Annotated in this window: 19 protein-coding genes; 11 read left to right on the top strand and 8 right to left on the bottom strand. The window is 63.9% G+C overall.

Annotated features, from left to right (window positions below; all coding sequences use genetic code 11):
- Position 1: 1 nt before the first annotated feature.
- The 4 genes from BVG79_RS06335 to BVG79_RS06320 all read left to right on the top strand — a co-directional run bounded on the left by BVG79_RS06335 (position 2) and on the right by BVG79_RS06320 (position 6,466).
- A complete protein-coding gene (locus BVG79_RS06335) occupies positions 2-1,237 on the top strand; it encodes a metal-dependent hydrolase family protein (RefSeq protein ID WP_085786141.1) in 1,236 nt (411 codons plus the stop codon).
- Between the two features lie 102 nt (positions 1,238-1,339).
- The gene (locus tag BVG79_RS06330; RefSeq protein ID WP_085786140.1) at positions 1,340-2,365 is read left to right on the top strand and encodes a siderophore-interacting protein; all 1,026 of its coding nucleotides are present in this window, start codon (positions 1,340-1,342) and stop codon (positions 2,363-2,365) included.
- 167 nt (positions 2,366-2,532) lie between these two features.
- Positions 2,533-4,785 carry a TonB-dependent receptor domain-containing protein gene (locus BVG79_RS06325; protein WP_085786139.1) on the top strand — a complete coding sequence of 751 codons (2,253 nt, stop codon included), beginning with the start codon at positions 2,533-2,535 and terminating at the stop codon, positions 4,783-4,785.
- Positions 4,786-4,819: 34 nt separating this feature from the next.
- Positions 4,820-6,466, top strand: a complete 1,647-nt coding sequence (locus BVG79_RS06320) for an ABC transporter ATP-binding protein/permease (RefSeq protein ID WP_236951319.1) — start codon at positions 4,820-4,822, stop codon at positions 6,464-6,466.
- Here BVG79_RS06320 and BVG79_RS06315 read toward each other — a convergent pair.
- The 3 genes from BVG79_RS06315 to BVG79_RS06305 form a co-directional block, all read right to left on the bottom strand.
- Positions 6,449-7,252, bottom strand: a complete 804-nt coding sequence (locus tag BVG79_RS06315; protein ID WP_085786137.1) for a ChaN family lipoprotein — start codon at positions 7,250-7,252, stop codon at positions 6,449-6,451. The two genes, BVG79_RS06320 and BVG79_RS06315, sit on opposite strands and share 18 nt — an antisense overlap.
- 3 nt (positions 7,253-7,255) lie before the next feature.
- Positions 7,256-7,585, bottom strand: a complete 330-nt coding sequence (locus BVG79_RS06310) for an antibiotic biosynthesis monooxygenase family protein (protein ID WP_085786136.1) — start codon at positions 7,583-7,585, stop codon at positions 7,256-7,258.
- A 108-nt stretch (positions 7,586-7,693) separates the two neighbouring features.
- Complete coding sequence (locus tag BVG79_RS06305) at positions 7,694-8,437, bottom strand: siderophore-interacting protein (protein WP_085786135.1); 744 nt, start codon at positions 8,435-8,437, stop codon at positions 7,694-7,696.
- A gap of 185 nt (positions 8,438-8,622) precedes the next feature.
- Between BVG79_RS06305 and BVG79_RS06300 the strand changes: the two genes are divergently transcribed.
- The gene (locus tag BVG79_RS06300; RefSeq protein ID WP_085786134.1) at positions 8,623-9,870 is read left to right on the top strand and encodes a Na+/H+ antiporter NhaA; all 1,248 of its coding nucleotides are present in this window, start codon (positions 8,623-8,625) and stop codon (positions 9,868-9,870) included.
- Positions 9,871-9,902: 32 nt separating this feature from the next.
- Here the strand turns inward: BVG79_RS06300 and BVG79_RS06295 are convergent, their stop codons facing one another.
- The 3 genes from BVG79_RS06295 to BVG79_RS06285 form a co-directional block, all read right to left on the bottom strand.
- A complete protein-coding gene (locus BVG79_RS06295; protein WP_085787289.1) occupies positions 9,903-11,753 on the bottom strand; it encodes an adenine deaminase in 1,851 nt (616 codons plus the stop codon).
- 1 nt (position 11,754) lies between these two features.
- Entirely contained in the window at positions 11,755-12,876 is a 1,122-nt protein-coding gene (locus BVG79_RS06290) for an alanine racemase (protein ID WP_085786133.1), read from the bottom strand.
- Between the two features lie 67 nt (positions 12,877-12,943).
- Positions 12,944-13,828, bottom strand: a complete 885-nt coding sequence (locus tag BVG79_RS06285) for a MurR/RpiR family transcriptional regulator (protein ID WP_198167824.1) — start codon at positions 13,826-13,828, stop codon at positions 12,944-12,946.
- Between the two features lie 152 nt (positions 13,829-13,980).
- Here BVG79_RS06285 and BVG79_RS06280 point away from each other — a divergent pair, with 152 nt between their 5' ends.
- From BVG79_RS06280 to BVG79_RS06255, 6 genes are all read left to right on the top strand, one after another.
- Positions 13,981-14,772 (top strand): ABC transporter ATP-binding protein, encoded by a 792-nt coding sequence (locus tag BVG79_RS06280; protein ID WP_085786131.1) that lies wholly within the window; start codon positions 13,981-13,983, stop codon positions 14,770-14,772.
- Positions 14,773-14,782: 10 nt separating this feature from the next.
- On the top strand, positions 14,783-15,781 hold the full coding sequence (locus tag BVG79_RS06275) for a FecCD family ABC transporter permease (protein ID WP_198167823.1): 999 nt from the start codon (positions 14,783-14,785) through the stop codon (positions 15,779-15,781).
- Positions 15,778-16,830: a FecCD family ABC transporter permease gene (locus tag BVG79_RS06270; protein WP_085786129.1), complete on the top strand. Its 1,053-nt coding sequence runs from the start codon at positions 15,778-15,780 to the stop codon at positions 16,828-16,830. The genes BVG79_RS06275 and BVG79_RS06270 overlap by 4 nt, the downstream gene beginning before the upstream one ends.
- Before the next feature lie 5 nt (positions 16,831-16,835).
- On the top strand, positions 16,836-17,777 hold the full coding sequence (locus tag BVG79_RS06265) for an ABC transporter substrate-binding protein (RefSeq protein ID WP_085786128.1): 942 nt from the start codon (positions 16,836-16,838) through the stop codon (positions 17,775-17,777).
- 183 nt (positions 17,778-17,960) lie between these two features.
- A complete protein-coding gene (locus BVG79_RS06260; RefSeq protein WP_085786127.1) occupies positions 17,961-19,961 on the top strand; it encodes a DEAD/DEAH box helicase in 2,001 nt (666 codons plus the stop codon).
- 141 nt (positions 19,962-20,102) lie between these two features.
- Complete coding sequence (locus BVG79_RS06255; protein WP_085787288.1) at positions 20,103-20,858, top strand: SDR family NAD(P)-dependent oxidoreductase; 756 nt, start codon at positions 20,103-20,105, stop codon at positions 20,856-20,858.
- A gap of 36 nt (positions 20,859-20,894) precedes the next feature.
- Here BVG79_RS06255 and BVG79_RS06250 read toward each other — a convergent pair whose 3' ends face one another.
- On the bottom strand, positions 20,895-22,400 hold the full coding sequence (locus BVG79_RS06250) for an OpgD/OpgG family glucan biosynthesis protein (protein WP_236951440.1): 1,506 nt from the start codon (positions 22,398-22,400) through the stop codon (positions 20,895-20,897).
- A gap of 300 nt (positions 22,401-22,700) precedes the next feature.
- Positions 22,701-23,888, bottom strand: coding sequence for a glycerate kinase type-2 family protein (locus BVG79_RS06245; RefSeq protein WP_157115721.1), 1,188 nt, complete (start codon positions 23,886-23,888; stop codon positions 22,701-22,703).
- Positions 23,889-23,953: the final 65 nt, after the last annotated feature.

The raw sequence follows: 23,953 nt of genomic DNA, 5'->3' as shown, positions 1-23,953 counted from the left end.
AATGACATCCGTTTTGTTCACCAATGGCCGCGTGATGGACGTGGCGGCCAGCACGCTGCTGACCGGCGTAGATGTGCTGGTTGAAGGCGACCGGATTTTGGCCGTGGGGCCGTCGCTTGATGCACCCGCCGACGCGCGCGTGATTGATCTGGGCGGGCGCGTGCTGATGCCAGGGCTGATCGACTGCCACGTTCACGTCGTCGCCGAAAGCCTTGATCTGTGGTCGAACATGACGGCCCCGTCGTCGCTGGCGGCGCTGCGGGCAGCCCGCGTGATGCAGCAGGCGCTGGCGCGAGGCTTTACCACGCTGCGCGATCTGGGCGGTGCCGACCATGGCCTTGTGCGCGCGGTCGAGGAGGGGGTGCTGGACGGCCCCCGTCTGGTGATCTGCGGTAAGGGCCTGACGACCACCGGCGGCCACGCCGATTTGCGCCCCCGCACTGATGACCGCCCCGGCATGATGTCGGATCGCCTCGGCTCGATGGGGGTTATTGTGGACGGCGTTGATAATGTGCGCGCCGTTTGCCGCACCATGATCAAAGAAGGCGCGCGTTTCATCAAGGTCATGGCGAACGGGGGCGTGTCTTCGCCCAATGATCCGATCCATTCGATCCAGTATTCCGCCGACGAAATCCGCGCCATGGTCGAGGAGGCCGACAACGCGGGCCTATACGTCTCGGCGCATGTCTATACCGACAAGGCCATCCGCCGCTGTGTCGAATTGGGCGTCCATTCGCTGGAACACTGCAACCTGATTTCAGCCGAGACCGCCGCGCTGGCCGCCGCGCGCGGCTGCATCGCCGTGCCGACGCTGGTGGCTTACGATGCGCTGGCGTGGGAAGGCGAGGCGCTGGGCCTTGGCGCAGCGGAATTCGCCAAGATCGACATCGTCCGCACCGCTGGCCTTGATAGCCTGCGGATCATGCGCGACGCGGGCCTGCCGATGGCCTTCGGGTCGGACCTGCTGGGCAGCTTGCGCAAGTACCACTGCACCGAGTTTGAGATCCTCGCCAAAGTTCTGACACCGGCCGAGATTATCCAGTCTGCCACAATGATCGGCGCGCGCCTGTGCGGCATCGATCACGAGGTCGGCCAGATCAAGGCAGGGTATATCGCCGATATGATCGTGGTCGATGGCGACCCGTTGCAGCAGATCGACCTGCTGGCCGCTGATGGGGCGCGGCTGCCTGCCATCATGACACGCGGTAAATTCGCCAAGGATCTTTTGGTGCCCTAAAGCCGTGATTGCACCTGCGCGGCGGTTATGGTTGGTAGGTGCATATCCGCCAGCCCCGACCGTCGCCGGGTGCCAGCCTCGTTCCCCAAACAGAGGCTACCGATGCAGACCATCACCGCCAAAATCCATAGCGCCGCGCCTGCGGCCATCCGCGACAGTTTTACCGCCTTCGCCGAACTGCTGGATGTGCCAGCCGAGGCGCGGGGCAACGGCCTATCGCTGCACCTATCCGCCGGTCGGATCGACATGGCGCAGGCCGAAAGTGGGGTCGACTTAACCCTGGCCGCCCCCAGCCACCGCCAGTTATATCTGCTGCAACAGATGGTTATGAACCGGATGGACCGGCTTGATCCTGTCCCGCAGCTGGACTGGGCGCATGTCGACACCGGCGCGATGCCGCCCAACCTGACCATCGCCACTGTCGCCCATATCCGCCAAATCAGCCCGAATTTTTGTCGCGTCCGCCTGCAATTCGAGGATGTCGCCCGCTATGCGGATGCGGGGCTGCACTTCCGGCTAGTGATTTCCGCCCTTGCGCCCGATGTCGCCGTCGGCGGATCGGTGCACGAATGGCCGATCATCGATGCGTCGGGGCGCACCCACTGGCCCGAGGGCGACGCCGCGCTGCATCGCCCCGTCTACACCGTGCGCGATCTGGACGTTGCTGCGGGCTGGATGGATTTCGATGTCTACCGGCATGACGGTGGCCGCGTTTCCGCGTGGACTGAACGGGCCGTGCAGGGGGATCGCATCGGCCTGATGGGCCCGACGCTGATGAAGCGCGATCTGCCGCGCTGGGTTGCACTGCTGGGCGACGAAACCGCGCTGCCCGCCATTGCGCGCTACGCCGCGCGGCTGCCGGCGGATGCACAGGGCCATATCGTCATCGCACTGGCCGATCCGCGTGACAGGCAGCAGTTCGACGTGCCAGCGGGGGTCGAAATGCACTGGATCGACCGCGCCGAGGGTGCATTGCTGCGCACGCTGCAACAGCTGGATATTCCGCCCGCCGATCGCTTCGTCTACGTCGGGTGCGTGGCGGATGATGCTGATGCCGCGCGTCTGTGGCTGCGTGAAACCCAAGGGTTGGCACGCAGCGAATGCAGCGTCACCGCCTTTTGGGGCTAGGCCGCGTGTTGCGCCGCTGCCGAAAACGGCGCAATTATATGCAGTATATCTTGACTTAAATCGTAGGAAATTGCATCCCCACCGCGATTTCGCGCGGTCAAAATGCACCCGCGATCCGCGCCAGCGCATGACGCCAGCCCCAACCCATCTTTTTATCGGAGTTTGCCATGCGCCTATCCCAGGGTATGCGCGCGCTGCTGCTTGCCAGCACAGCCGCCGCGTCGATGCCGCTTGCCGCCACCGCCCAACAGGTTGCCACCAGCGAAACTGCCACAAGCGAAACTGCCAGCCGCGTGCTGCAGCCCATCACCATCATGCTAGACCGTATCGGCCGCGCGCTGACCGATGTGGCGGGGCATGTCTCGGTGGTGGATGGCGCGGAGATTCAGGAAAAAAACATCCAGTCGCTCGAGGATCTGGTCCGCACCATGCCGGGTGTTACTGCGTCGCGCCAAGTGTCGACTGCCGACCCGTTCGGGGGCGCGACCGGCGTGCGCATTCGCGGGGTCGAGGGGAACCGCGTGCAGATGCAGGTCGACGGCAGCCGCGTGGCCGAGCGTATCATGGATGGCTCGCGCGACTATCTGGACTTCAACTTTACCCGTCAGGTCGATGTCGTGCGCGGGCCAGCGTCGGTTCTGTGGGGGGCCGATGCGCTGGGCGGCGTTGTCGCGATGCGCACCATCACGCCCGATGATCTGATCGCCCCCGGCGCGACGCGCGGCGGCGAGGCAACCATCGGATACAGCGAAGTGACGGATTCGACGGATGTCTCATTGGCCTTCGCGCAGCGCTTTAGCGACACTGTTTCGATGCTGTTTGCCCGCTCGCGCACGGTTGACCATGAAATGACGCTGTCAAACGCCGACCCCGATGGTGGGATCTGGGGCTGTTCGCGCCCTGTGGCCTATGGCGGCATTTCCTGCGGCGAATTCAACCCGCTGGATCGCACCACCGACCGCACCCTGATCAAGCTGGACTGGGATCTGACCCCGGCCCAACGCCTCAGCTTTACCTACGACCGCATGGATCGCCTGTCCGAGGTCGACCTGCGCACCACGCTGGGCCCATCGACCACAGGATACCTGATCGAAAACCCGCGCACGCGCGACATCACCCGCACGCATTATGGCATCACGCATGACGCGACCTTTGGCGGTGCCATCGATACGCTGAAGACCAGCCTGTCCTGGACGCCCAACGGCTATAAACAAGAGGCCCTGGCCGTCACCCGCAACACGGCAGGCGATACCGTCAACACCACCGATTATCTGGATTATTCCGAGGATTTCCTCGAACTGGATATTCAGGCGACATCGCGCTTTGTAGTGGGCGGCAGCAGCCATGTGCTGACCTATGGCTTTGATGGTGACCGCGCCGATACCAGCTACGACCGCCGCCGCCGCGTTGAAAACGTGACACAGGGCACGACTGTCGACAGCCGCCCCAGCGGGTTCAACTTCACCGATGGCACCACGACGCGCCGCGACCTGTATCTGCAAGACCAGATCACCCTGTTCGACGGCCAGCTAGAGGTAACGGGCGGGCTGCGCTACGCGACCTACCGGATGGACCCCTCGCTGAACAGCGCGGTCGTCAGCCACCCCGACAACCCGACCGAGGTGCGCACAGCCGAGGAACTCCTCAAATCCCTCAGCGCGACGTGGCATTTCGATCAGACATACTCGGTATGGGCGCATTACGGCGAAGGCTTCAAGATGCCGACGTTCCAGCAGCTTTACACGTCGTCCACCCAGGGGTCGTTCGACCTTGTGCCGGCCCCGTGGCTGGTGCCCGAGGAAGTCAAAAGCATCGAAATCGGTGTGCGCGGCGTGTACGGGCGCGGCTTCTGGTCGGTAAATGCGTTTAAGGCCGACTACGATAATTTCATCGAAAGCTTCTGGTTTATCCCCGGCACCAACGACATTTCCTACCGCAACATCACGCAAGTTTCGACGTGGGGTGTCGAGGCCGAAGGCGCATGGGAAGTCACCAATGCGCTGGCGCTGACAGGATCGCTGGCATGGATGCGGGGCGAACAGCGCGCATCGGCTGGTGCTGCGCCCACGCGCTTCGTCGTGCCGCCGCTGACCGCCGTTTTGGGCGCAACCTATGAGCTGCCCGCCTACGGCCTGACCCTGCGCGCCGATGCCACCTTCGCGGGCGAGGTGACGCCCTCGTCATATGCCAACTTCACCCCGCCCAGCTACCAACTGCTGGATTTGGGGGCCAGCTGGGAACTGGCGCCCGGTACGGTGCTGAACATGGCCGTCAACAACGTGTTTGACGAAAAGTATTACGGCATCGGCGCGGCCAGCTACGGCTTGACCACCACTGCCGCGACCGCCAACACCGTCCCGCTGGAGCTGCAAACAGGGGCAGGGCGCAACATGACCCTCGCGATCAACTATACCTTCTGACATGAGATTGATTTTACAACGTATTTGGCGATTGATGAAAATCGCCATCCAAGGTCGCGCCGGTTGGCGCGGCCTTGTGCTTTACGCCGTCATCCTTGGGCTGCAATTCGTGGGCGTCTGGTTCAGCGTCCGCATGATCGCCTGGAGCCGCGAATTCTACGACGCGCTCGAGCAGATGAACGCCCCCGAGGCGACGCGGCAGATCGGCATCTTCTTTTGCCTTGTGGCCCTGTCTGCCAGCGCCCATCTGGCGTCGACATGGCTGCAAGACACGCTGCTGATGCAGTGGCGCAAGCGCCTGACCGACCGCGCCCTTGCGGGTTGGATCAGCACGCAGGCCTATTGGCACCTGCGCGCGGGCTTTACCGAACACCCCGTCGAAAACCCCGACCAGCGCGTGGCCGAGGATTGCCGGACATTTATCGACAAGATTCTGGGGCTGACGCTGGGGTTCATATCCTCCGTCGTGTCGCTGTTTTCCTATGTCGCGGTGCTGTGGGGCCTGTCCAGTTTCGCGCTCAGCTTCACGCTGCTGGGGGTTGATGTATCGATCCCGCGCTATATGGTTTGGGCGGCGTTCATCTATGTGGCCCTGTCGACGGCCCTGACGCATCTGCTGGGCAAGCGCCTGAAATCGCGCTACTTCGTGCAAGAACGCCGCGAGGCTGACTTCCGCCACGCGTTGGTGCAGCTGCGCGAAAACGCCGATGCTGTCGCCCGTGCGCGCGGCGAGACCGCCGAGCAGCGCCGCATGTCCGACTTGTTCGATGCCATCCGGCAGAACTGGCGGGGCGTGATTAACCAGCAGCTGATCTTGGGGCTCTTCACACGGCCCTACCAGCAAACGGTGCTGCGTATTCCGACCTTCTTGGCGCTGCCGGCCTATTTCGCGGGTAACGTGACGCTGGGCGGGCTGATGGCGATGGCAAACGCGTTCATGAACGTGACGACGACCCTTAGCTGGTTCATCTTCCGCTATCGCGATCTGGCCGAATTGGTCGCTGTGACCGAACGCCTCGACGGGTTGTTCGCCGCGACTGCCGTGCCCAGCCCTATGCGCGACGTGCCCCGGGCCATCGCGCATCAGACCGGCGGCGATCAGCTGCACGTCGCGGCGGCGCAGCTTTACACGCCAACGGGCGTCGCGCTGCGGCCTGTGCCCGATTTCACCGTGGCGATGGGCGAGCGTGTCTGGATTTCGGGCCCGTCAGGGCAGGGAAAGTCGACGCTGCTGGCGGCAATTTCGGGCCTGTGGCCCTATGGCGTGGGTGATATTCGCCTGCCGTATGCAAACCTGCTGTTTCTGCCGCAGGGCGGCTATCTTAGCCCCGAGGGGTTGGCCGCAACGCTGACCTATCCGCACGACCCCGCGACCTTCCCGTTATCCACGCTGCAGGCTGCCTTGCAAAAGGTGGGTCTGGGTCTGCGCGAAATGGATGGAGCAACTTCGGTTGCAGGGCTGTCGCAGGGCGAACAGCAGCGCATTGCCATCGCGCGCGCGCTTTTGCTGCGTCCCGACATCTTGCTGATGGACGAGGCGACATCCGCACTCGACCCCGCCGCCGAGGGCCAGATGCTAGCGCTGCTGCGGCAGGAACTGCCCCGGGCGATGGTGCTGTGCGTGGCGCACCGCCCGCCCGAGGCGTTGGACATCACGCGCGAGCTATCCCTGCGGGGGTAGGCGCGGCAACAGGCAGACGCCGTCTGCCGCACCGGGGGCGGGCATCGCATCGCCCTCGGCCACAGGCAGCAATGCTAGGCTGTCCTGTAGCCCCAGTGTGCCCAGTTGAAAGCCGACACCACCGCCGAACTGCAAATGGCCCATGCCGATGATCCCGACGACCAAAGCATCGGGGTGGTCGGCCTTGGCCTGCACGATATGCGTGGCGAAGGCGCGATCCCAAACCTCTTGCGCGCGGATGAAGCGGTCGAATGCGGGGTCGGCGGCGCTTTGGGCCTTGCGATCGGGTCGCCCGCCGCCCGTCAGGTCAAAGATGAACTGCCGATACGCCATGGGCGAGGGGGCGGCCGGTGTCAGCCCTGCGCGGTCGGCAGGCTCGATCCCGTCCCACCCGCTTTCACCCACAGCCCGCACAAGGGCGCGCGGCACGTTCAGGCCGGCCATCGGCAGGCCCAGCGCCCGACACAGCCGGAAGATCGGCATGTAAAGGTCGGCGTCGAACCCCCAGACTGTGCCCCATTCCGCCTTTTCCAGAAAAGCGGCTTCGTCTAGCTCGCCATTAACCCATTCAGCCAACACGGCATTCAGCCGCGCAGGGAACATCTCGAACCCGACGACCACAGGGCGATGCGCGGCCAGTCCCGCAACGACATAAGCCTGCCACAGATGGTGGTCGGGCCTGTCGTGACGCTCGCCCAGTAGAACGGCATCAGCGCGCGCGGCGCGCGCCATAATTGCGGCGTGGCTGATCGCCGCGCCGCTTGCATCCCGCCATTTCGCCTGCATGGATCAGGCCTTGGCTTTAATATGCTGGATGGCGTTGAAGCCCTCGAATTTGGAGGTGACGACAGGCACGCGCGGGGCATCGCCTTCGCCGCGACGGGCGTGGGCGGCGCGGAAGTGGTCGCTGCGTGTCCAATTCTTTAAGTCTTCCTCGCTGGCCCAAACGGTATGCGAGGCGTAAAGCCGCGTGCCGTCGTCGGCCTCGGGGCCCTTCAGCATGTGGAATTCGATAAAGCCGGGCAGTTGGTCCAGCGTGCTTTCGCGGCCCAGCCACATGGCCTCGAAGCCTTCGGCGTTTTCCAGCTGCACGATGAAGCGGTTCATTGCGATATACATAGCGATTTCCTAGCGGCGGCGCGGGGCCGCCCTGACATTGAACATGCGGCTGGCTGGACTGGCTTGCCGCACTTTCACTAGGGGATCACAAGGCGTGATGCAAATGCCTTACATCGCCTTGTCGCTGGTGTCGGCTTGGCCCTGCGTCCAGTATCCTGCGGCCTTCATATCGGTCAGCGGGTGCTGGCGGTCGTGTTGGAAATGGTCGCGCAGCGCACGGGCAACCTTGGCTTCGGCGGCCATCCAGATGAAGCCGCGCCCAGCGGGTAGATCGATGGCGGCCACGGCGTCCAGCACGGGCGCGGCATCGGTCGCATCGGGGCGGTGCAGCCAGCGGGCGTCGAGGGCGGCTTTGCTGGTGAACTGCTGTTCCTCGGCGGCATCGGTTACCAGCCCCAAGGTAATGACCTGCGTGCCCGCAGCCATTTCTTCGACCCAGCGTCCCATGGCGGGCAAGGCAGTTTCATCGCCGATCAGCAGATACCAGTCAAACACCGGCGACAGAACGGCCGATCCGCGCGGGCCGGCGATGGTCAGTGTGTCACCGACGTTTGCATCAATCGCCCATTGCGTGGCAGGGCCGGCATCATGGACGGCAAAATCCAGCACCAGCGTTTGCGCGGCGGCGTCATAGGCGCGCGGGGTATATTCACGCATCACGGGTTTTTCTTCGCCCGCGACGGGGAAGACCAGCTTGATGTGATCGTCGGGGGCAGGGCTTTCAAAACCCTCCAGATCGGCGCCGCCCATCACGAAGCGGATCATGTTCGGCGTCAACCGCGTCTTTTCCAACACGCTCAGGGTCCTGCGGCGGATCTCGAAGCGATGTCGGGTGAATAATTGTTCTTCCATTCAATCCTCTGACGGCGGCCGGATGGCTGCCCAATTTCCCATTCATTGGTGCGCGCATCATGGCGGCGCGCCGGTCGCGGTGCAAGTTCACAACCGCGTGTGACTTTCACGGCAGGTGGTGGATTATTGCTTTCGATCGCGCGGGCGCGGGTGTTAGGTGGCAGCCGAACCATGAGAGAACGGCGATGTATCGTATTTGGAATTTCATAGCCCAGTATTCGCTGCTGCTGGTCGGGGGCGCAGTGATCGCGCTGCTATGGGCCAATCTGGCCCCGCTGGGTTACCATCATTTTGTGGAAACACCGCTGTGGGTCGGCGCGCCCATCGGTGTGTTGGAAATGCACAGCGGCGTGGCCGTGCGCGTGCTGACGCTGCATTTCCTGATTAACGACGTGCTGATGGCGCTGTTCTTTGCCATGGCCGCGAAAGAGGTCTGGGAAGCCGTCGTCATGCCAAACGGGGCGCTGCGCGGGCGCAAGGCGCTGACCCCGCTGATTGCGACGCTGGGCGGTATGCTAGGGCCGGTTGCGGTCTATTTGGGCCTGTCGGCTGCACTGGGCATTTTGCCTGCGGTGGCGGGTGGTTGGGCGGTACCCACGGCGACCGATATCGCGTTTTCGTATTTGGTCGGTCGTATTGTATTTGGCGCACGGCACCCGGCGATCGGGTTCTTGCTGCTGCTGGCGATTGCCGACGATGCGGGCGGGCTAGCGATTTTGGCGATCTTCTACCCCTCGGGCGAGATTGCGCCGGCCTGGCTGTTGCTCTCGGTGCTTGCGGCGGTTGCGGTCTATTTACTGGCAAACTGGCTGCCCCGCCGGACGGACCGTGACACGGCGCGCGCTGCGACCACATGGGTGCGCAAGCACCTGACGTTCTGGCCGTATTTGATTGCGGGCATGATCAGCTGGTACGCGTTCTACCGCGCTGGCCTGCATCCTGCGCTGGGCCTGCTGCCGATCGTGGTCACGATCCCGCACGCAGGTCAGGATTTCGGCGTCTTTGCCGAGGTCGAGCGCTATAACACCGACCTGCTCAATACCATCGAACACGCGCTGAAGGTTCCAGTGCAGATCATCTTGCTCCTGTTCGGTCTGGTGAACGCGGGGGTGGAATTCGGCGCGATTTCAGCCCTGACATGGACAGTGCTGTTCAGCCTGCTGCTGGGCAAGCCGTTGGGGATCACGCTGTTTGGCTGGTTCGCGGCGCGCGTGCTGCGTCTGGGATTGCCGGACGGGATGCGCATGGCCGATTTGCCGGTAGTGGGCGTTGTTGCTGCCATCGGGTTTACGGTGGCGCTATTCGTGGCCTCGGTCGCGTTTCCGGCGGGGCCGATGCAGGATGCGGCAAAGATGGGGGCGTTGTTCAGTCTGGCCTGCTGCGTTCCCGCCGTGGTGGTGGGGCGCCTTCTGGGCGTCAAGCGCGCCGCATAAAAAACGCCGGGAGATGACCCCGGCGTTTTCGTTTACCAGACGACTTTGTGCGTCTCGCCCGTCTGGACATTCACAAATCCCTGCGGGATCTCATCCGATGGCGCGACCAATGCCCAAGCCCACGGCGCGCAGGTAAGGGTGGCGAACTGCAACCGCTCGGGGAAGCCGGGGTACCAGCGCGGGCTGTAGGTCGGCTCGTACATCCAGTCGATCTTGTTGGCTTCGACGTAAAAGGCCTCCATATCAGCGTGCAGGGCCTCGGCGGGGCGGTGGGTCATCAGCCCGCCGATTTCATAATGGACTTCGGCGCGGATTTCCCCACCCGAGGCCAGCACCCAGCCGCCTTGCGTTTCACGCATACGGTTGGCGACCATGGCCATCGCCGCGTCGGACGAGCCGACGATCCACAAATTGTGCTGGTCATGCGCAACCGTGCAGCCGACAGCTGTGTCGGGCGTGGCAGGGCCGGTGCCCAGCCAGAACATCTTGGCCACGCGTGCAGCGCCCGTGTGGCGGTCGATAATGGCGAATTTGGTGATGTTGCGCGCGGTATCGCGCTGCACTTCGCCATCCACCACGGGCAGCTGGTCGCGGATAAAGTCGGGCGCCCAGTGGAAGGGGCGCAGTAGCGCCACATTCGCCACATCGCCATCATGGTGCAGCGCGAAATCGGCGGCGGTGATTTCGCGGTTGATATGCACCGAAGTGCGCGCCCATGCGGGCCAATCGATGGCGGGCAGCGTGCCGATATATTCGGTGCCCTTGGATGCGGGCAGGCCGTCGGCCCAAACCTCGGCGATTTGCAGGTCGGCGACATCGGACAGCAGCACGATATCGGCATAGCGACCGGCAGCGATCAGGCCGACATGCGCCTGCAGGCGCATGTGGCGGGCGGGGTTGATCGTCACGCACTGGATTGCCTTTTCGGGCGACAGCCCCGCGCGGATGGCGGTGCGCACGTTGTGGTCGGTGCCCCCTAACTTCAACGTATCAGATGCCGAGCGGTCGTCGGTGGCGAAGGCCACCTGCGACCAGTCGGTCAGCCCGCGCTCTAGCAAGCCGTTGACGATCTCGGGCATGGAATGGACGCGGATTTCCAGAAACAGGCCGCGGGTGATTTTGTCCCACGCTTCCTCGGCCGTCCAGCTTTCGTGGTCGGACGCAAGGCCCGCTGCCGCAAAAGCGTTGATATTGGCAATGTCTTTGATGCCTGCCGCATGCCCCTCGACCACGCCACGCGCGGCAATGGTGGCCTCGATCATGCCCCAAAGACGGTCGTGGCTGGGGTTGTCGGCATTGCAAACGGCGGGCCAGTCCATCACCTCGTCCAGACCGGCGACCATCGGGTTCGCCATAAAGCCCGCCTGTTCGTCTTTGCCAAAATAGCCGCCGCCATATTCCCACGCGGTGGGGGGCACAGCTGACCCCGGCAGCGGAAAGATTTTCAGCGGCGATCCGGCAGCGCGCGCGGTCAGCCAGAACTCCAAGTTCTTGGCCCCGTTCACGTTCGAATATTCGTGGCTGGCCTCGCACGTCCAGGTGCAGCCCCGGGGAATGGTCAGCGCAGCTTCGTATTCGGGGGTCAGGTGGCTGGATTCGATATGCTTGTGCACTTCACCAAAGCCGGGGACGGCGGCTAGGTCGGGCCGCTCGATCACTTCGGCAGCAGTGCCGGTATAGCTGCCGCGCGGGCCGACAAAGGCGATGCGACGGCCGGAAATCACAATCTCGGCGTCCTCCATCCACGTGGCAGTGCCCGCCTCGAACAAGCGGCCGACGCGCAAGATGCGGTCGGCGGGCAGGCGCCCCAGCGACACCTGCAACAGGCGCTTGCGCATCGCCACCTCGTCGCGGGGGTTCAAAAGAAGATCGGATTGCGTCATGTCATCGGCCATTCATCATGCGCTGGCGCGCAATTTCGGGACTGGTGGGGCGGGCCAAATGCGTCTGGCCCGCGGGGAGCAGCGTAAAGGCGCCGCCCAAATTCATCACGGGGCAGGCGTGGTTCGGCAGCACCAGCGCTTTTTGCCCGATATCGCATGCCACATCGGGGTGGCTGTCTGCAACGCCGTGTTCTTCGGAAAGGCGCTGCAACGTTAGGGGTGCCGTCGCGCCATCCAGCCAAACCTCGCCATAGCCGGTGACGGCGGATGTGCCATGGGCCCCGCGGTCGGACGATAGCACCTTCGACCCCGTATCAATCACAACGCGCCCCGCGCCGACGCCGATGACCGTGGCGACCACCGCCATGGCAATATCGTCGCGCGTCGCCACGCCAAGGCCGACCGCTGTCATATCCAGCAGCGCGTAGTTGCCTGGGCGAATTTCGGTGATGCTGTGCAGGTCTTGCCCCGCCAGCAGGGTCGGGGTCGCGCCGATAGAAACAACCATCTCGCCTTGCGCGGGAACGGCGGCGGCCAAGTTGCGCATCACCTCGACCTCGGCCGCGCCGATCTGGCGGATGGCATCAAGGCTGGCCCCGCCGTAGCTGTGCCCCGCGTGCGACAGAATCCCGGCGTAGCGCAGCGGCGATGGGATCGCGGCAACCAACGCCTGCAACGCCGCTATCGTAGGCGCGATGCCCATGCGGTGCAGGCCGACGTCGATTTTCACCAGCAGATCCACGGGGCCGCTGGCGATAGCCGCGATGGCCGCGATATGCGCTGGGTGATCGATAGTGAACCGCACCGCGCCGCGCTGGGCGTGGGGCATCAGCGCGCGCAGCTGGTTGGGGTCAACCTCGGGGCGGGCCAGCGTGACGGGGCCAAGCCCTGCGTGTAGCATGGCCAGCGCTTCCTCGGGCAGGGCGCATGTCAGGCCCGTGGCGCCAGCGGCGCGCTGGCGGCGCGCAATTTCGGGCGATTTATGGGTTTTGATGTGCGGCCAGACCGCGGCTGATCCTGCCGCCGCCTGCATGTGTGCGAGGTTGCGGTCCAGCGTCGGCGTGTCGATGACGATGCTGCGTGAGGGGCGGGCCTGCCAGCCCGTAAAGCGAGTGTTCTGCATGCGTGATCCTGCGGCTGGCGCGTTTGCAGCCCCATAGCAGAAAGTCCGCGCCGGCGCAAAAGCGGCGCTAGGGCTTGTCTTTTCTGCTCGGGGGAAGGCCGTCAGCGCGCGCCAGCGCATGGCGCAACCCCTCCAACCGCTGCAACTGCGCGATCGAGGCTTGCTGTCCCAAAGTTGCAAGACCGATATCAAGTGCCTCGATAAAGGCCAGAATTGCGGTGTTCAGTGCCACGCGGTGGCTGCCGCGACGGGCGATCACGATGTGACCTTGCACGCGGGGGATCAGCTGCGATTGCGCGTTGTCGGTGGCCAAAAAGGTGGGGCAGCCCAGCCGCGCGGCCTCCGACAGGGCGACATCAACCTCGCGGTAGGGCGCGCCGTGCGAAAAGGCCAGCACACCGTCACCAGCCCGCATCGCCAGCAGTTGATCGGCAAGGCCTGCGCCGCTGGCAGTCAGCGTGATGACCCGACGCCCGCCGCGTGTCAGGCGCTGGGCGGCATAGTCAACCAGCGCGGCGGTTGGGCCCATGCCGAACAGCGCGATACGGTTGGCGTGATGTAACTGGCTGGCGATGGCCGTCATGGCGGCAGCGGCCTGCGGGGCTGCCAACCTCTCGATATACCCAAGGCCCGCCAGAATCCCGTCGCGCATGGCGCAGGACAGGCTGTCGCGCGGTGTGTCTAGTGTTGTCTGCAGGTCTTGTGCGGGGCTGCGGGCGGCCATTTCAGCGGCCAGCGCGCGCTTTAGCGCGCTCAGCCCCCCGTACCCCAACACACGAGCGGCGCGAATGACAGTGGCATCAGATGTGCCAATCGCGTTGGCCAGATCGATCGCCGAGGCTGAGATCACCGCGACCCGGTTCAGGTCGAAATAGGCCACCGCGCGCGCCAGCGTGGGTGAAAGTGGGCCGAGGGCGGCAATTCTGTCTGAAAGGCGGTCTGGGATACTCATTTTAGCTGAATGTAGTGTTTGCGACGTATTTGCAATCATCACTTCACGCTTCGCAATAAAAATATGGTAAAATCAATTCCTGACTATTGTTATAAGATTTAGCTGTGGTAGTGAACGCAACAGATGAAACCAGCAAACCGGATTTCGGATCTATGATTTCCGCATCATCGCTGGCGTTGCAGAACGTCGGCTACCGTATCGGATCGCATCAGATCCTGTCTGATCTGTCGCTGGCGGCCACGCAGGGGCGGTTTTTGGCCATCGTCGGGCCGAACGGCTGCGGCAAAAGCACCAGCCTGCGGATGATGGCGGGGCTGATCAAACCCGCAGCTGGGCAGGTGGTACTGGATGGGCAGCCGCTGGCCCAGTTCACCCGCAAGGCGCTGTCGCGGCAGGTCGCGCTGCTGACGCAATCGGGGCAGGTTCCGGGCAACCTGAGTGTGCGCGAGCTGGTAGGAATGGGGCGCTTTGCGCATCAGACCGTCCTCTCGCGCGCCTCGGCGCAGGACGATGCGGCGATCGAGGCTGCGCTGGTGGCGATGGACGTGCAGGATCTGGCCGACCGCCCCGCCGCCGCACTGTCGGGCGGGCAGTTGCAGCGCTGCCGCATGGCGATGACATTGGCGCAAGATACCGGCGTTTTGCTGTTGGACGAGCCGACGACATACCTCGACCTGCGCTTTCAATACGGGATCTTGGACAAAGCGCGTGCACTGGCGCGCGCGGGCCGGACGGTAGTGGCGGTTTTGCACGATTTCACACAGGCCTCTCTCTATGCGGACGAGGTTGCGGTGCTGTCGCAGGGGCGGCTGGTTGCGCAAGGTGCGCCCGCCGCCGTGCTGGACGAGAGGTTGGTCGCCGAGGTTTTTGGGGTTCGCACCCAAGCCGTGCACGCGCATGGCGCGGTTTTCCACGTGCCACGCAGCGCGATGCGGCTTGATTGACATGGGCCGAATGATGCGGGTGGTGGTCCTTTGTGGTGCGGCGGCAGTTCTGGCTGCGCTGTGCGCGCTGCACCTGTGGCTGGGCGCGGCCGCGATGGATTTCAGCACGATTGCCGATGCGTTTTTTGCCTATGACCCCAAAAATTACAGCCATGTCGTTGTTATCAAACAACGCCTGACCCGTTTGGTAGTTGCGCTTTATGCGGGCGGCGCATTGGCTGTGTCGGGGTATCTACTGCAGAAAATCATGCAGAACGGGCTGGTGTCCCCCTCGACGCTGGGGATCAGCGCGGGGGCGACAAATTTCGTTGTGCTGTCGGTTTATCTGGGTTGGCTTGGCGGGGCGTGGCAATTCTTGCCCGCGCTGCTGGGCGGCGTTGCGGCGCTGGCGATGACATTCGGCCTGAGCAATCTGTTGCGCGGGCAGGGCGACCGTCGCCTGACGCTGGTGTTGGCCGGCGCGATGATAGGGACGCTGTTTTCGTCGCTGACGACCTTTGTCGTGTCGTTGGACGCAGATCGCTTTACCACGCTGATTGGTTGGCTGATCGGCAATATCGGCAACTTCGACTATGTCGCGCTGATCCCAATGGCGCCGTTGGGGGTGGTTGCCATTGTAGCAGCGGCATTCGCCGCGCGGGCGGTTGATGTGCTGATGCTGGGCGATGATCAGGCCGCAGTGATGGGGGTAAACGTGCGCGCGGTTTATGCCGTGACGTTGCTGATCGCGATTGTGCTGGCCGTCAGCGCGGTGACCGTGGTGGGGCCGATCGGCTTCGTCGGGCTGGTCGTGCCGCATATCGTGCGGATCTTTGTGGGTGATACGGGGCGCCTTGCGCTATGGCTCAACCTGATTGGGGGGGCGGCAGTGCTGACAGCGGCCGACATTCTGGCACGGGTCGCGCTGGCCCCGCGTGTGATGAATGTGGGCACGATTATGGGGCTGGCAGGGGGCACGATCTTTCTGGTCTTGGTGCTGGCGGCGGCGCGGCGCGGAGGCCGGATATGAGCAAAACCGTCGTTCTACGCCTTGGCGCAAACATTAGCCTGCCGTTTAGTCGGCGCTTTCTGGTGGCGCTGCCGCTGTTGGTGGCCGCACTGTTGGTCAGCATGTTTGCCGCGCTGAACATGGGCGCGATGCAGACGCAGCTGGGCGATGTCTGGGCTGCGCTGACGACCCCCGCAGATCAGTGGTCGGACGAGGCGCGCAGCGTCGCGCTGTTCCGCCTGCCGCGCATTTTGGCGGCCGTGCTGGCGGGGGCGATGTTGGCGGTGTCTGGGTATCTGCTGCAGGTCGTTTCGCGCAACGGGTTGGCTGACCCGGGTATTCTGGGGCTGTCCGACGGGGCGACGGTCGCGGTGATGGTTACCAGCTTCCTGATGCCTGCCGTCGCGGTCGGGGCGCTTGGCGGTGTGGCGCTGGTGGGGGCGCTGGGGGTTGCGCTGCTGGTGCTGGGCCTCGGGCGGCGGATGCTGCAAAGCGGCGGCATCATTCTGGTGGGGTTGTCGGTCAACATCGTGCTGGGCGCGGTGGTCGAGGTCATCCTCGTTTCAGGCTCGGCCATGCAGTTCTCGCGCTTGCTGGTGTGGTCGCGCGGGACGCTGGCCTCGGTCGACGCGGGGGATTTGCGTTTCATGGCCATCTGGTGCGCCGCGATGATCCCTTGCGTGCTGCTGGTCAGCCGCTGGCTGGCGCCGTTGCTGCTGGGCCCGCAAACGGCTGAAAGCTTGGGCCTGCGCGTGGGGCCTGCCTATGCGCTGTTCGTGGTGCTGGCGGCCGCGGCTGCCGCGCCGGTCGTGGCGACGTGCGGGCCGGTGGCATTTGTGGGCCTGATGTCGTCCTACATCGCGCGCGGCCTGGTGGGCGACCGGCCTGGCGAAGTTCTGGTCACCGCAATGCTGGCGGGTGGGCTGATCTTGCTGTGGGCCGACACGTTGGGCCGTACGCTTTTCTCGCCCATCATCGTCTCGGCCGGGATCATGGTCTCGGTCGTGGGGGTGCTTTCTTTCATCCTTGCCGCACGGCTGGGGCAACGACGTTCCGCTAGACAGGAGTAAACTTTATGAAATCCACCCTTTTGGCTGGCCTTGCCGCGCTTTGCGCCATGCCCGCCTATGCGCAAGAGATGCGCACAATCACCGACCACAGCGGATACGAGGTGACCTATCCGGTCGCGCCGCAGCGCATCGTCTCGCTGCACGACTGGACGACGACCGTCATGGCGCACGAATTGGGGGCCAATCTGATCGGCTCTAGCGGGCGGCTCGATAACGACGGCAACTACTTCATCCGCTCGGCGCGCGAGCTTTACGGCCTTGGGTTCGACCAGATCGAACTGGCGTCGGTGCATGGCGATCTGGATATGGAGCGCATCGCGACCCTGAAGCCCGACCTGATCATCACGAACGTCGGCGATACGCTGGAATACCGCGACCAGTTGGCCCAAATCGCCCCGACCATCATGTTCGAGCCGATGAATGGCCGCCCGCCAATGGAAAACTACGCCGAATTCGCCGATTGGCTGGGCGAGGGCGACCGCTTCAACGAACTGAAGGCCGCTTACGATGCGCGCATCGCCGAAACGAAAGGCCGTTTCACCATCGATGGCCGTGCGCCCAGCTACATCGCCATCATGCCCAACATGGAATCGGGCGAGATCCGCGTGTTCCGCAACTACGGCGCTCAGTCGACCGTCCTTGAGGATCTGGGCTTTACCCACGGCGCGATTATGGACGAGGTGCCTGAAGGGCGGCAGGATGCCAACTTCTCGCCCGAGATCGTCGGGCGGTTGGACACCGACTACATCTTCATGACCCACATCACCGACCGCGGCGAAACGCGCGAGAGTTTGATGGCGCAGTTGGACGAAATCGCGCCGGGCTACCGCGATTTCGTGCCCGCAGCGCAGGCCGACAGGTTCGTCTCGATGTCGCGGTTCCATGTCTATCCCACGACCTTCGCGGCCATGAACTACGTCCTCGAGCAGTTGGACACGCTGCAATAATGCTGCAGCGAGGCCCGTAAAATCGGCGGGCCTCGTAATTTTTCAGGATTACCGCTTGGCCTTATCGCGCGAACCTTGTATGCGCCCCTTTCTGGCCCGGTTTTCCGCAGATACGCCGCATGTGCATAGTATCGCAGAGAGGGAGGCCCGATTTGGCGCAGCCCTTCAATATAAGCAGATACAATGACTGACATGAACATCCCGGCACCGCTGGCAGCAGCGCTTGCCGAAAAAGGCTATGCAAGCCTGACCGCCGTGCAAACCGCCGCAATTGCCCCCGAAACCACTGGCCGCGACCTGTTGGTGTCGGCGCAGACCGGTTCGGGCAAGACCGTGGCCTTCGGCCTTGGTATGGCGCGCGACATTCTGGGCGACAGCGACAAGCTGTCCTACGCGCCGCAGCCTTTGGCGCTGGCCATCGCCCCCACGCGCGAGTTGGCGCTGCAAGTCGCGCGCGAACTAGAATGGCTGTACGGCCAAGCGGGTGCGGTGATCGCCACCTGCGTCGGCGGTATGGACTACCGGACCGAGCGTCGCGCGTTGGAGCGGGGCGCCCACATCGTCGTTGGCACCCCCGGCCGTCTGCGCGACCACATCGACCGTGGCTCGTTGGATCTGACGGGTCTGCGCGTGGCTGTGCTGGACGAAGCTGACGAGATGCTCGACCTCGGCTTCCGCGAAGATCTGGAATATATCCTGAACGCCGCCCCCGAAGACCGCCGCACGCTGCTGTTTTCCGCCACCGTGCCCTCGGGCATTGCGGCGTTGGCGCGCGATTTCCAAAAAGATGCCCTGCGTCTGGTTGCAGGCGGCGAGGCGCGTCAGCACGTCGACATCAGCTACCAAGCCCTGTCGGTCACCGTGCGCGACCGCGACAATGCCATTTTCAACCTGCTGCGCTTCCACGAAGCGCAACGTGCGATCATTTTCTGTAAAACCCGCGCGAACGTGAACCACCTGCTGGCCCGCATGGGTAATCGCGGTTTCAAGGTCGTCGCCTTGTCGGGCGAGCTGTCGCAGGCTGAACGTAGCCATGCGCTTCAGGCGCTGCGCGACGGCCGCGCCCAAGTCTGCATCGCGACCGATGTGGCTGCGCGTGGTATCGACTTGCCCGGACTGGAACTGGTGATCCACGCCGATCTGCCGACCAACCCTGAAACGCTGCTGCACCGCTCGGGCCGGACGGGTCGGGCAGGGTCCAAGGGTGTTTCGGCGCTGATCGTCACCCCCGCCGACTACAAGAAAGCACAGCGCATCCTGCGCGCCGCGAATGTCGAGGCCGAGTGGGGCAAGGCCCCGGGTGCCGACGATGTGGCCGCACGCGATGACCAGCGCATGTTCGACGATGCTATACTGAACGCCCCCGCTGGCGAGGAAAGCGGTATCGCGGCCACGCTGCTCGACCGCTTTGGCGCCGATCATTTGGCGGCGGCTTTCGTGCGTCTGTGGCGTTCGTCGCGCCCGACCCCCGAGGAGCTGTCGGAAGTCGCTGCCCCGCGCGCCCCGTCCGAGCCGCGCGCGCGCAGCGAATTTGGTGCATCGCAATGGTTCCGCCTGTCGGCAGGCCATGTCGATCGTGCCGAAGCCCGCTGGCTGCTGCCCAAAATCTGCGACGGTGGCGCAATCACGCGTGACGACATCGGCGCGATCCGCATTCGTGAAAACGACAGCTTCGTGCAGATTGCCGTCGCGGCTGCCCCGCGCTTTGGCGACACCATGGAATTGGCCCCCGGCCTGATCATGACCCGTCACGAGGGCGATATTCCCGAAGGTCGCGGCACGCCCGCGCCGCGCCCCGCGCGCAAACCTGCTGCGCCCCGCCGCAGCGAGTTTACATCGGCCCGCCCGCCGCGCGAAGATTATGCCCCGCGCGACCAAAAGCCGAGCGCCCCGCGCGCTGCTGCCCCCGAAGCTGTCGAAGGCGCTGCACCCAAGACCCGCATCAAGGCCCGTTGGAGCGAAGCGGACAAGGCTGGTCGTAAAGACCGCGCCGATGCCCCGCGCTACGACCCCGATGCCGTCCGTCCCTATAAGGCGCGCACGGGTGCAAAACCGGCCGGGAAACCCGGCGCCAAGCCGCCCTTTAAGGCGGCAGGCAAGACTTTCGGGGCAAAGGGTGCCAAGCCCGCGCCGCGCAGCGCCCGCCCGGGCGGCTTTGATCGGCCGAAACGCGGCGACTACTAAGATATTGACGCGGCGGGACTTTCCCGCCGCTTTTTTTATTTGCCGCCCTGCACAGCTACTGTGCACGTTTCGCTAAAGACAGCGACATCCGTATTCCATAGCATACCGCCATGATTTGATCCCGACATGAGGGGAATGGATATGGAAATCACGTTCAACGGGAAAACCGGCATCGTTACCGGCGCGGCGTCGGGTATCGGCAAGGCCATTGCGGCTGATTATGCATCTGCGGGCGGAACGGTGATTGTCGCCGACCTGAAGCAAGACGCAGCAGATAAAGCCGCGGCCGAGATTGTAGCCGCGGGCGGTAAGGCCTTTGGCTTTGCAGGAAACGTCGCAAATGCGGATGACGCGCAGCGCGCCGTCGAATTTGCGGTCGCCCAAACCGGTGCGCTGCACCATTTCGTCAACAACGCGGGCATCGGTGGCGCCTCGGCCCCCGTGGGCGCGTATCCCGTGGATAGCTGGCGGTCGGTGATCGATGTCAACCTGATCGGCGTGTTCTTGGGGATGCGGTTCGCCATTCCCGCGATTAAAGCTGCCGGCGGCGGGGCGATTGTGAACATCGCTTCTGTCATGGGCGCGGTCGGAATTGCCAATTCATCGGCTTATGTCGCGGCCAAACATGGCGTTGTCGGGCTGACCAAATCGGCCGCGCTGGAACACGCGGTTGACAATATCCGCGTCAACTCGGTCGGGCCCGGTTTCATCCAAACGCCGCTGCTTGATGCGAATTCCGACGACGCCACGAGGACATTTCTGGGCAGCCAACATGCGCTGAACCGTCTGGGCCAGCCCGAGGAAGTAGCGGCGCTGACGTTGTTCCTGCTGTCGGATCACGCCAGCTTCATCACCGGATCGTATCATCTGGTCGATGGCGGCTATACGGCCAAATAGCGAAAACGCCCGCCGAGATTATCGGCGGGCGTCAATTCAGGCGGCAGCGGCCAGCAGCTTTCGCAATTGCGAGGGGAAAAACTGCAGAAGCAGGGTCTCGGTCTCGGCACTGCCTTCGCGCGCGACATACATGCGGACGTCGATCGGCGTGTCATCGCCCTCAGCCACCGCCGAAAAGTCGATGTCGAACATCGCGCGCCAGTAGTCTTGCCCGACCACAGGATAGACGCTTTCGTTGCCAACAACCGCCCCCGATGCCGAGGCGATGACAGTCACCCCGTCGCCACGCCCAAAGCCCGTCAGCGTGTGACCATCAAAATCACACACGACCTTGACTGTATCTTCGGGGCGGACTTGGCCTGGGTTGCCGCCGACACCTACGCGCGTCGCGATAAAGCGCGCGGCGTCGGTGGTGGCGGGCGAGTCCTCCAACCATGTCAGCTTGTAGGCGAAGTCGTAGCTGTTGCCCGCCGCGGCAGGGCCGTTCGGCTGCCAGAACGCCACGATATTGTCGTGGATCTCGTCGTCCGTGCGCAGTTCGACCAAGCTGACGTTGCCGTCGCCCCAGTCGCCCTCGGGGGCGACCCAGACGCTGGCGCGCTTTTCATAGAACACGCCATCGTCTTGGTACTGCACAAAATCCCGCTCGCGCTGCATCAGGCCAAAGCCTTGGACGTTGGGGGCTTGGAACGTGTTGACCATCGTGTGGGGCGGGTTGTTCAGCGGACGCCAGATCTGCTCGCCGCTGCCGGTCAGAATTTGCAGGCCATCGGAATCGTGGATTTCGGGGCGCCAGTCAGCGGCCAGAAAACGGCTGTTCTTGCCATACCAGAACATCGATGTCAGGGGCGCAATTCCCAGGCGTTCAACATCGCCGCGCAGATACACACTGGCCGAAACCTGCTGGATAACGCCATTGTCGCGGTGCGATTGGATGCGATAGGCACCGGTCGCGCGCGGGCTTTCCATCAGTGCATAGGCGGTCAGATCGCCGTTTTCGGCAGGCTCCAGCCAAAAGCGGGTGAACAGGGGGAATTCTTCGGGGCCATTGATTGCGGTGTCCAGCGCAAGGCCACGCACCGACAGCCCGAACTGCCCTGAATAGCCCGAGGTGCGCCAGTAAGACGCGCCAAGGAAGGCCATCCAGTCCAGTTTGGTTTCGGCGTCCATTACCCGAAAGCCTGCAAAACCGTGGGTATTCGTCAAGCCCTCGGCAGGATTTCCGGATGGAATATCAAACATATCCAGCGCGAAGTTCACCTCATGCGCGAGGCCGTCTTGCAAGGTAAAAATCCGCACCGGGCTTTTGAAAAACTTGCCAGGGAAGAACATCTGCACCGGCGAGGCGTTGCCCTGATCTTGGAACAGGGTGTCCTCGGGGCGGAAGCTGATCTGGTTGTGCTCGTCGTAGTCAACTTCCTCGAGCACGTCGGCGTCGGGGATATCTTGCGGGACATACGGGCTGGCTGCCAAAGTGCGGGCCATTTCCTTCAGAATGTCGAAGGAAAACGGTTCGGCTGCGTCTGGCGTGGGGGTTGTCAAGGCACTGGCGGCCATGGGCAACAGGCAAAATGCGCCCCCGGCAAGGGCAGTTTGAAGAAGCGCGCGGCGGTGAATCGGCTGCATGAAACAGATCTCGAATAAGGCTGATAGCTTGTGCCGGATTGGTAGGGGCATTGCATTAAAAGGCAAGCAAATTCGCGGTCTACCTCACCAGCCGCACAAGGATTGGCGTGAAGTCGCAGGGGATTATGGGCTGATCGGCACTTTTGCGGCGCGGGCGGCCACCATTTCGGAAGCCTGCTTGCAATTTCTACCAAAATCAGCCGGTTGCCGGCGCGCCTATAAAACCAGAATTGCGCGGAAGTCGTTGACATTCGTCAGCGTCGGACCGGTGATGACCTGATCGTTCAATGCCGCGAAAAAGCTGTGCGCATCGTTGTTTTCCAGCGCTGCTGCTGCGTCGATCCCCGCTGCCGCCGCGCGCTGCAATGTGGTCGGGGTGATGACCGCGCCCGCAACCTCGGCTGCGCCATCGACGCCATCGGTGTCGCAGGCCAGCGCGAAAATTCCCTGCGCGCCCTGCAATGCCAGCGCCAGCGCAAGGCAGTATTCGGCGTTCGGCCCGCCCGTGCCGCTGCCCGTGCGCGTGACCGTCAATTCTCCTCCCGAGAGGAGAAGCAGCGGCCCTGCGCCGTTGCCGCGTTGGTGTTCCAGCGCTGCGGCTGCGTGTTCGGCGGCGACGGTGCGGGCTTCCCCCTCGATCGCGTCGCCGAGGATGATGGTGCGATACCCCTGTGCTTGCGCGGCAGACGCCGCCGCGGCAAGCGACTGCGACGGTGCGGCATAGATGGTGTTTGTCACACGCCCAAGGCGCGGATCGCCCGGCGCAATGATGGTGCTGCCCGCTGTCAGCACGCTGCGCACGGATGCAGGCAACGGGATGTTCCACCGCGCGGCGACGGACAAAGCGTCGGCACTGGTCGAGCTTTCTGCAACAGTCGGCCCAGACCCGATCATTGACGGCGCATCGCCCGGCACGTCCGATATCATCAGCGCCAGCATTTGCGCGGGCCATGCCGCGGCGGCCAGTTGCCCGCCCTTCACGCGGCTGATGTGTTTGCGCAGGATGTTCATTTGCCCGATAGGCGCGCCCGATGCCAACAGCGCCGCGTTGACGGCCTGTTTTTCGGCCAGCTTGACACCCGCCGCGGGCGCGGCCAGCAGTGCCGACGCCCCGCCCGAAATCAGCGCGAGGACAAAGTCGCCCTCGCGCAATGTGCCCAGCAGGTCAAGCATGCGCGCCGTTGCGGCTGCCCCCGCGGCGTCGGGGACGGGGTGGGCGGCCTCGATAATTTCGATGCCTTTTGTGGGCCGCCCATAGCCGTAACGGGTGATGACCAACCCCTCGCAAGGGCCCCAAGCCGCCTCGACCGCCTCGGCCATCCGCGCGCTGGCCTTGCCCGCGCCGATCACGACGACGCGGCCGCCCTGTGGTTTTTCGGGCAGGAAGGCCGCCAGCGACCGCATCGGGTCGGCGGCGGCGACGGCAGTATCGAACAAGCCGCGCAGAAGCGCAGTGGGTGCGAGGGGCG

This window comes from Ketogulonicigenium robustum, assembly GCF_002117445.1.
Taxonomy (GTDB): domain Bacteria; phylum Pseudomonadota; class Alphaproteobacteria; order Rhodobacterales; family Rhodobacteraceae; genus Ketogulonicigenium; species Ketogulonicigenium robustum.
This window is presented reverse-complemented; position numbering and strand designations above follow the sequence as displayed.

Excerpts from the sequence above, each read along its gene's own strand:
- BVG79_RS06335 (WP_085786141.1), top strand. The coding sequence starts at position 2 with ATGACATCCGTTTTGTTCACCAATGGCCGCGTGATGGACGTGGCGGCC.
- BVG79_RS06330 (WP_085786140.1), top strand. The coding sequence starts at position 1,340 with ATGCAGACCATCACCGCCAAAATCCATAGCGCCGCGCCTGCGGCCATC.
- BVG79_RS06325 (WP_085786139.1), top strand. The coding sequence starts at position 2,533 with ATGCGCCTATCCCAGGGTATGCGCGCGCTGCTGCTTGCCAGCACAGCC.
- BVG79_RS06320 (WP_236951319.1), top strand. The coding sequence starts at position 4,820 with ATGAAAATCGCCATCCAAGGTCGCGCCGGTTGGCGCGGCCTTGTGCTT.
- BVG79_RS06315 (WP_085786137.1), bottom strand. The coding sequence starts at position 7,252 with ATGCAGGCGAAATGGCGGGATGCAAGCGGCGCGGCGATCAGCCACGCC.
- BVG79_RS06310 (WP_085786136.1), bottom strand. The coding sequence starts at position 7,585 with ATGTATATCGCAATGAACCGCTTCATCGTGCAGCTGGAAAACGCCGAA.
- BVG79_RS06305 (WP_085786135.1), bottom strand. The coding sequence starts at position 8,437 with ATGGAAGAACAATTATTCACCCGACATCGCTTCGAGATCCGCCGCAGG.
- BVG79_RS06300 (WP_085786134.1), top strand. The coding sequence starts at position 8,623 with ATGTATCGTATTTGGAATTTCATAGCCCAGTATTCGCTGCTGCTGGTC.
- BVG79_RS06295 (WP_085787289.1), bottom strand. The coding sequence starts at position 11,753 with ATGACGCAATCCGATCTTCTTTTGAACCCCCGCGACGAGGTGGCGATG.
- BVG79_RS06290 (WP_085786133.1), bottom strand. The coding sequence starts at position 12,876 with ATGCAGAACACTCGCTTTACGGGCTGGCAGGCCCGCCCCTCACGCAGC.
- BVG79_RS06285 (WP_198167824.1), bottom strand. The coding sequence starts at position 13,828 with ATGAGTATCCCAGACCGCCTTTCAGACAGAATTGCCGCCCTCGGCCCA.
- BVG79_RS06280 (WP_085786131.1), top strand. The coding sequence starts at position 13,981 with ATGATTTCCGCATCATCGCTGGCGTTGCAGAACGTCGGCTACCGTATC.
- BVG79_RS06275 (WP_198167823.1), top strand. The coding sequence starts at position 14,783 with ATGATGCGGGTGGTGGTCCTTTGTGGTGCGGCGGCAGTTCTGGCTGCG.
- BVG79_RS06270 (WP_085786129.1), top strand. The coding sequence starts at position 15,778 with ATGAGCAAAACCGTCGTTCTACGCCTTGGCGCAAACATTAGCCTGCCG.
- BVG79_RS06265 (WP_085786128.1), top strand. The coding sequence starts at position 16,836 with ATGAAATCCACCCTTTTGGCTGGCCTTGCCGCGCTTTGCGCCATGCCC.
- BVG79_RS06260 (WP_085786127.1), top strand. The coding sequence starts at position 17,961 with ATGACTGACATGAACATCCCGGCACCGCTGGCAGCAGCGCTTGCCGAA.
- BVG79_RS06255 (WP_085787288.1), top strand. The coding sequence starts at position 20,103 with ATGGAAATCACGTTCAACGGGAAAACCGGCATCGTTACCGGCGCGGCG.
- BVG79_RS06245 (WP_157115721.1), bottom strand. The coding sequence starts at position 23,888 with ATGCGGTCGCTGGCGGCCTTCCTGCCCGAAAAACCACAGGGCGGCCGC.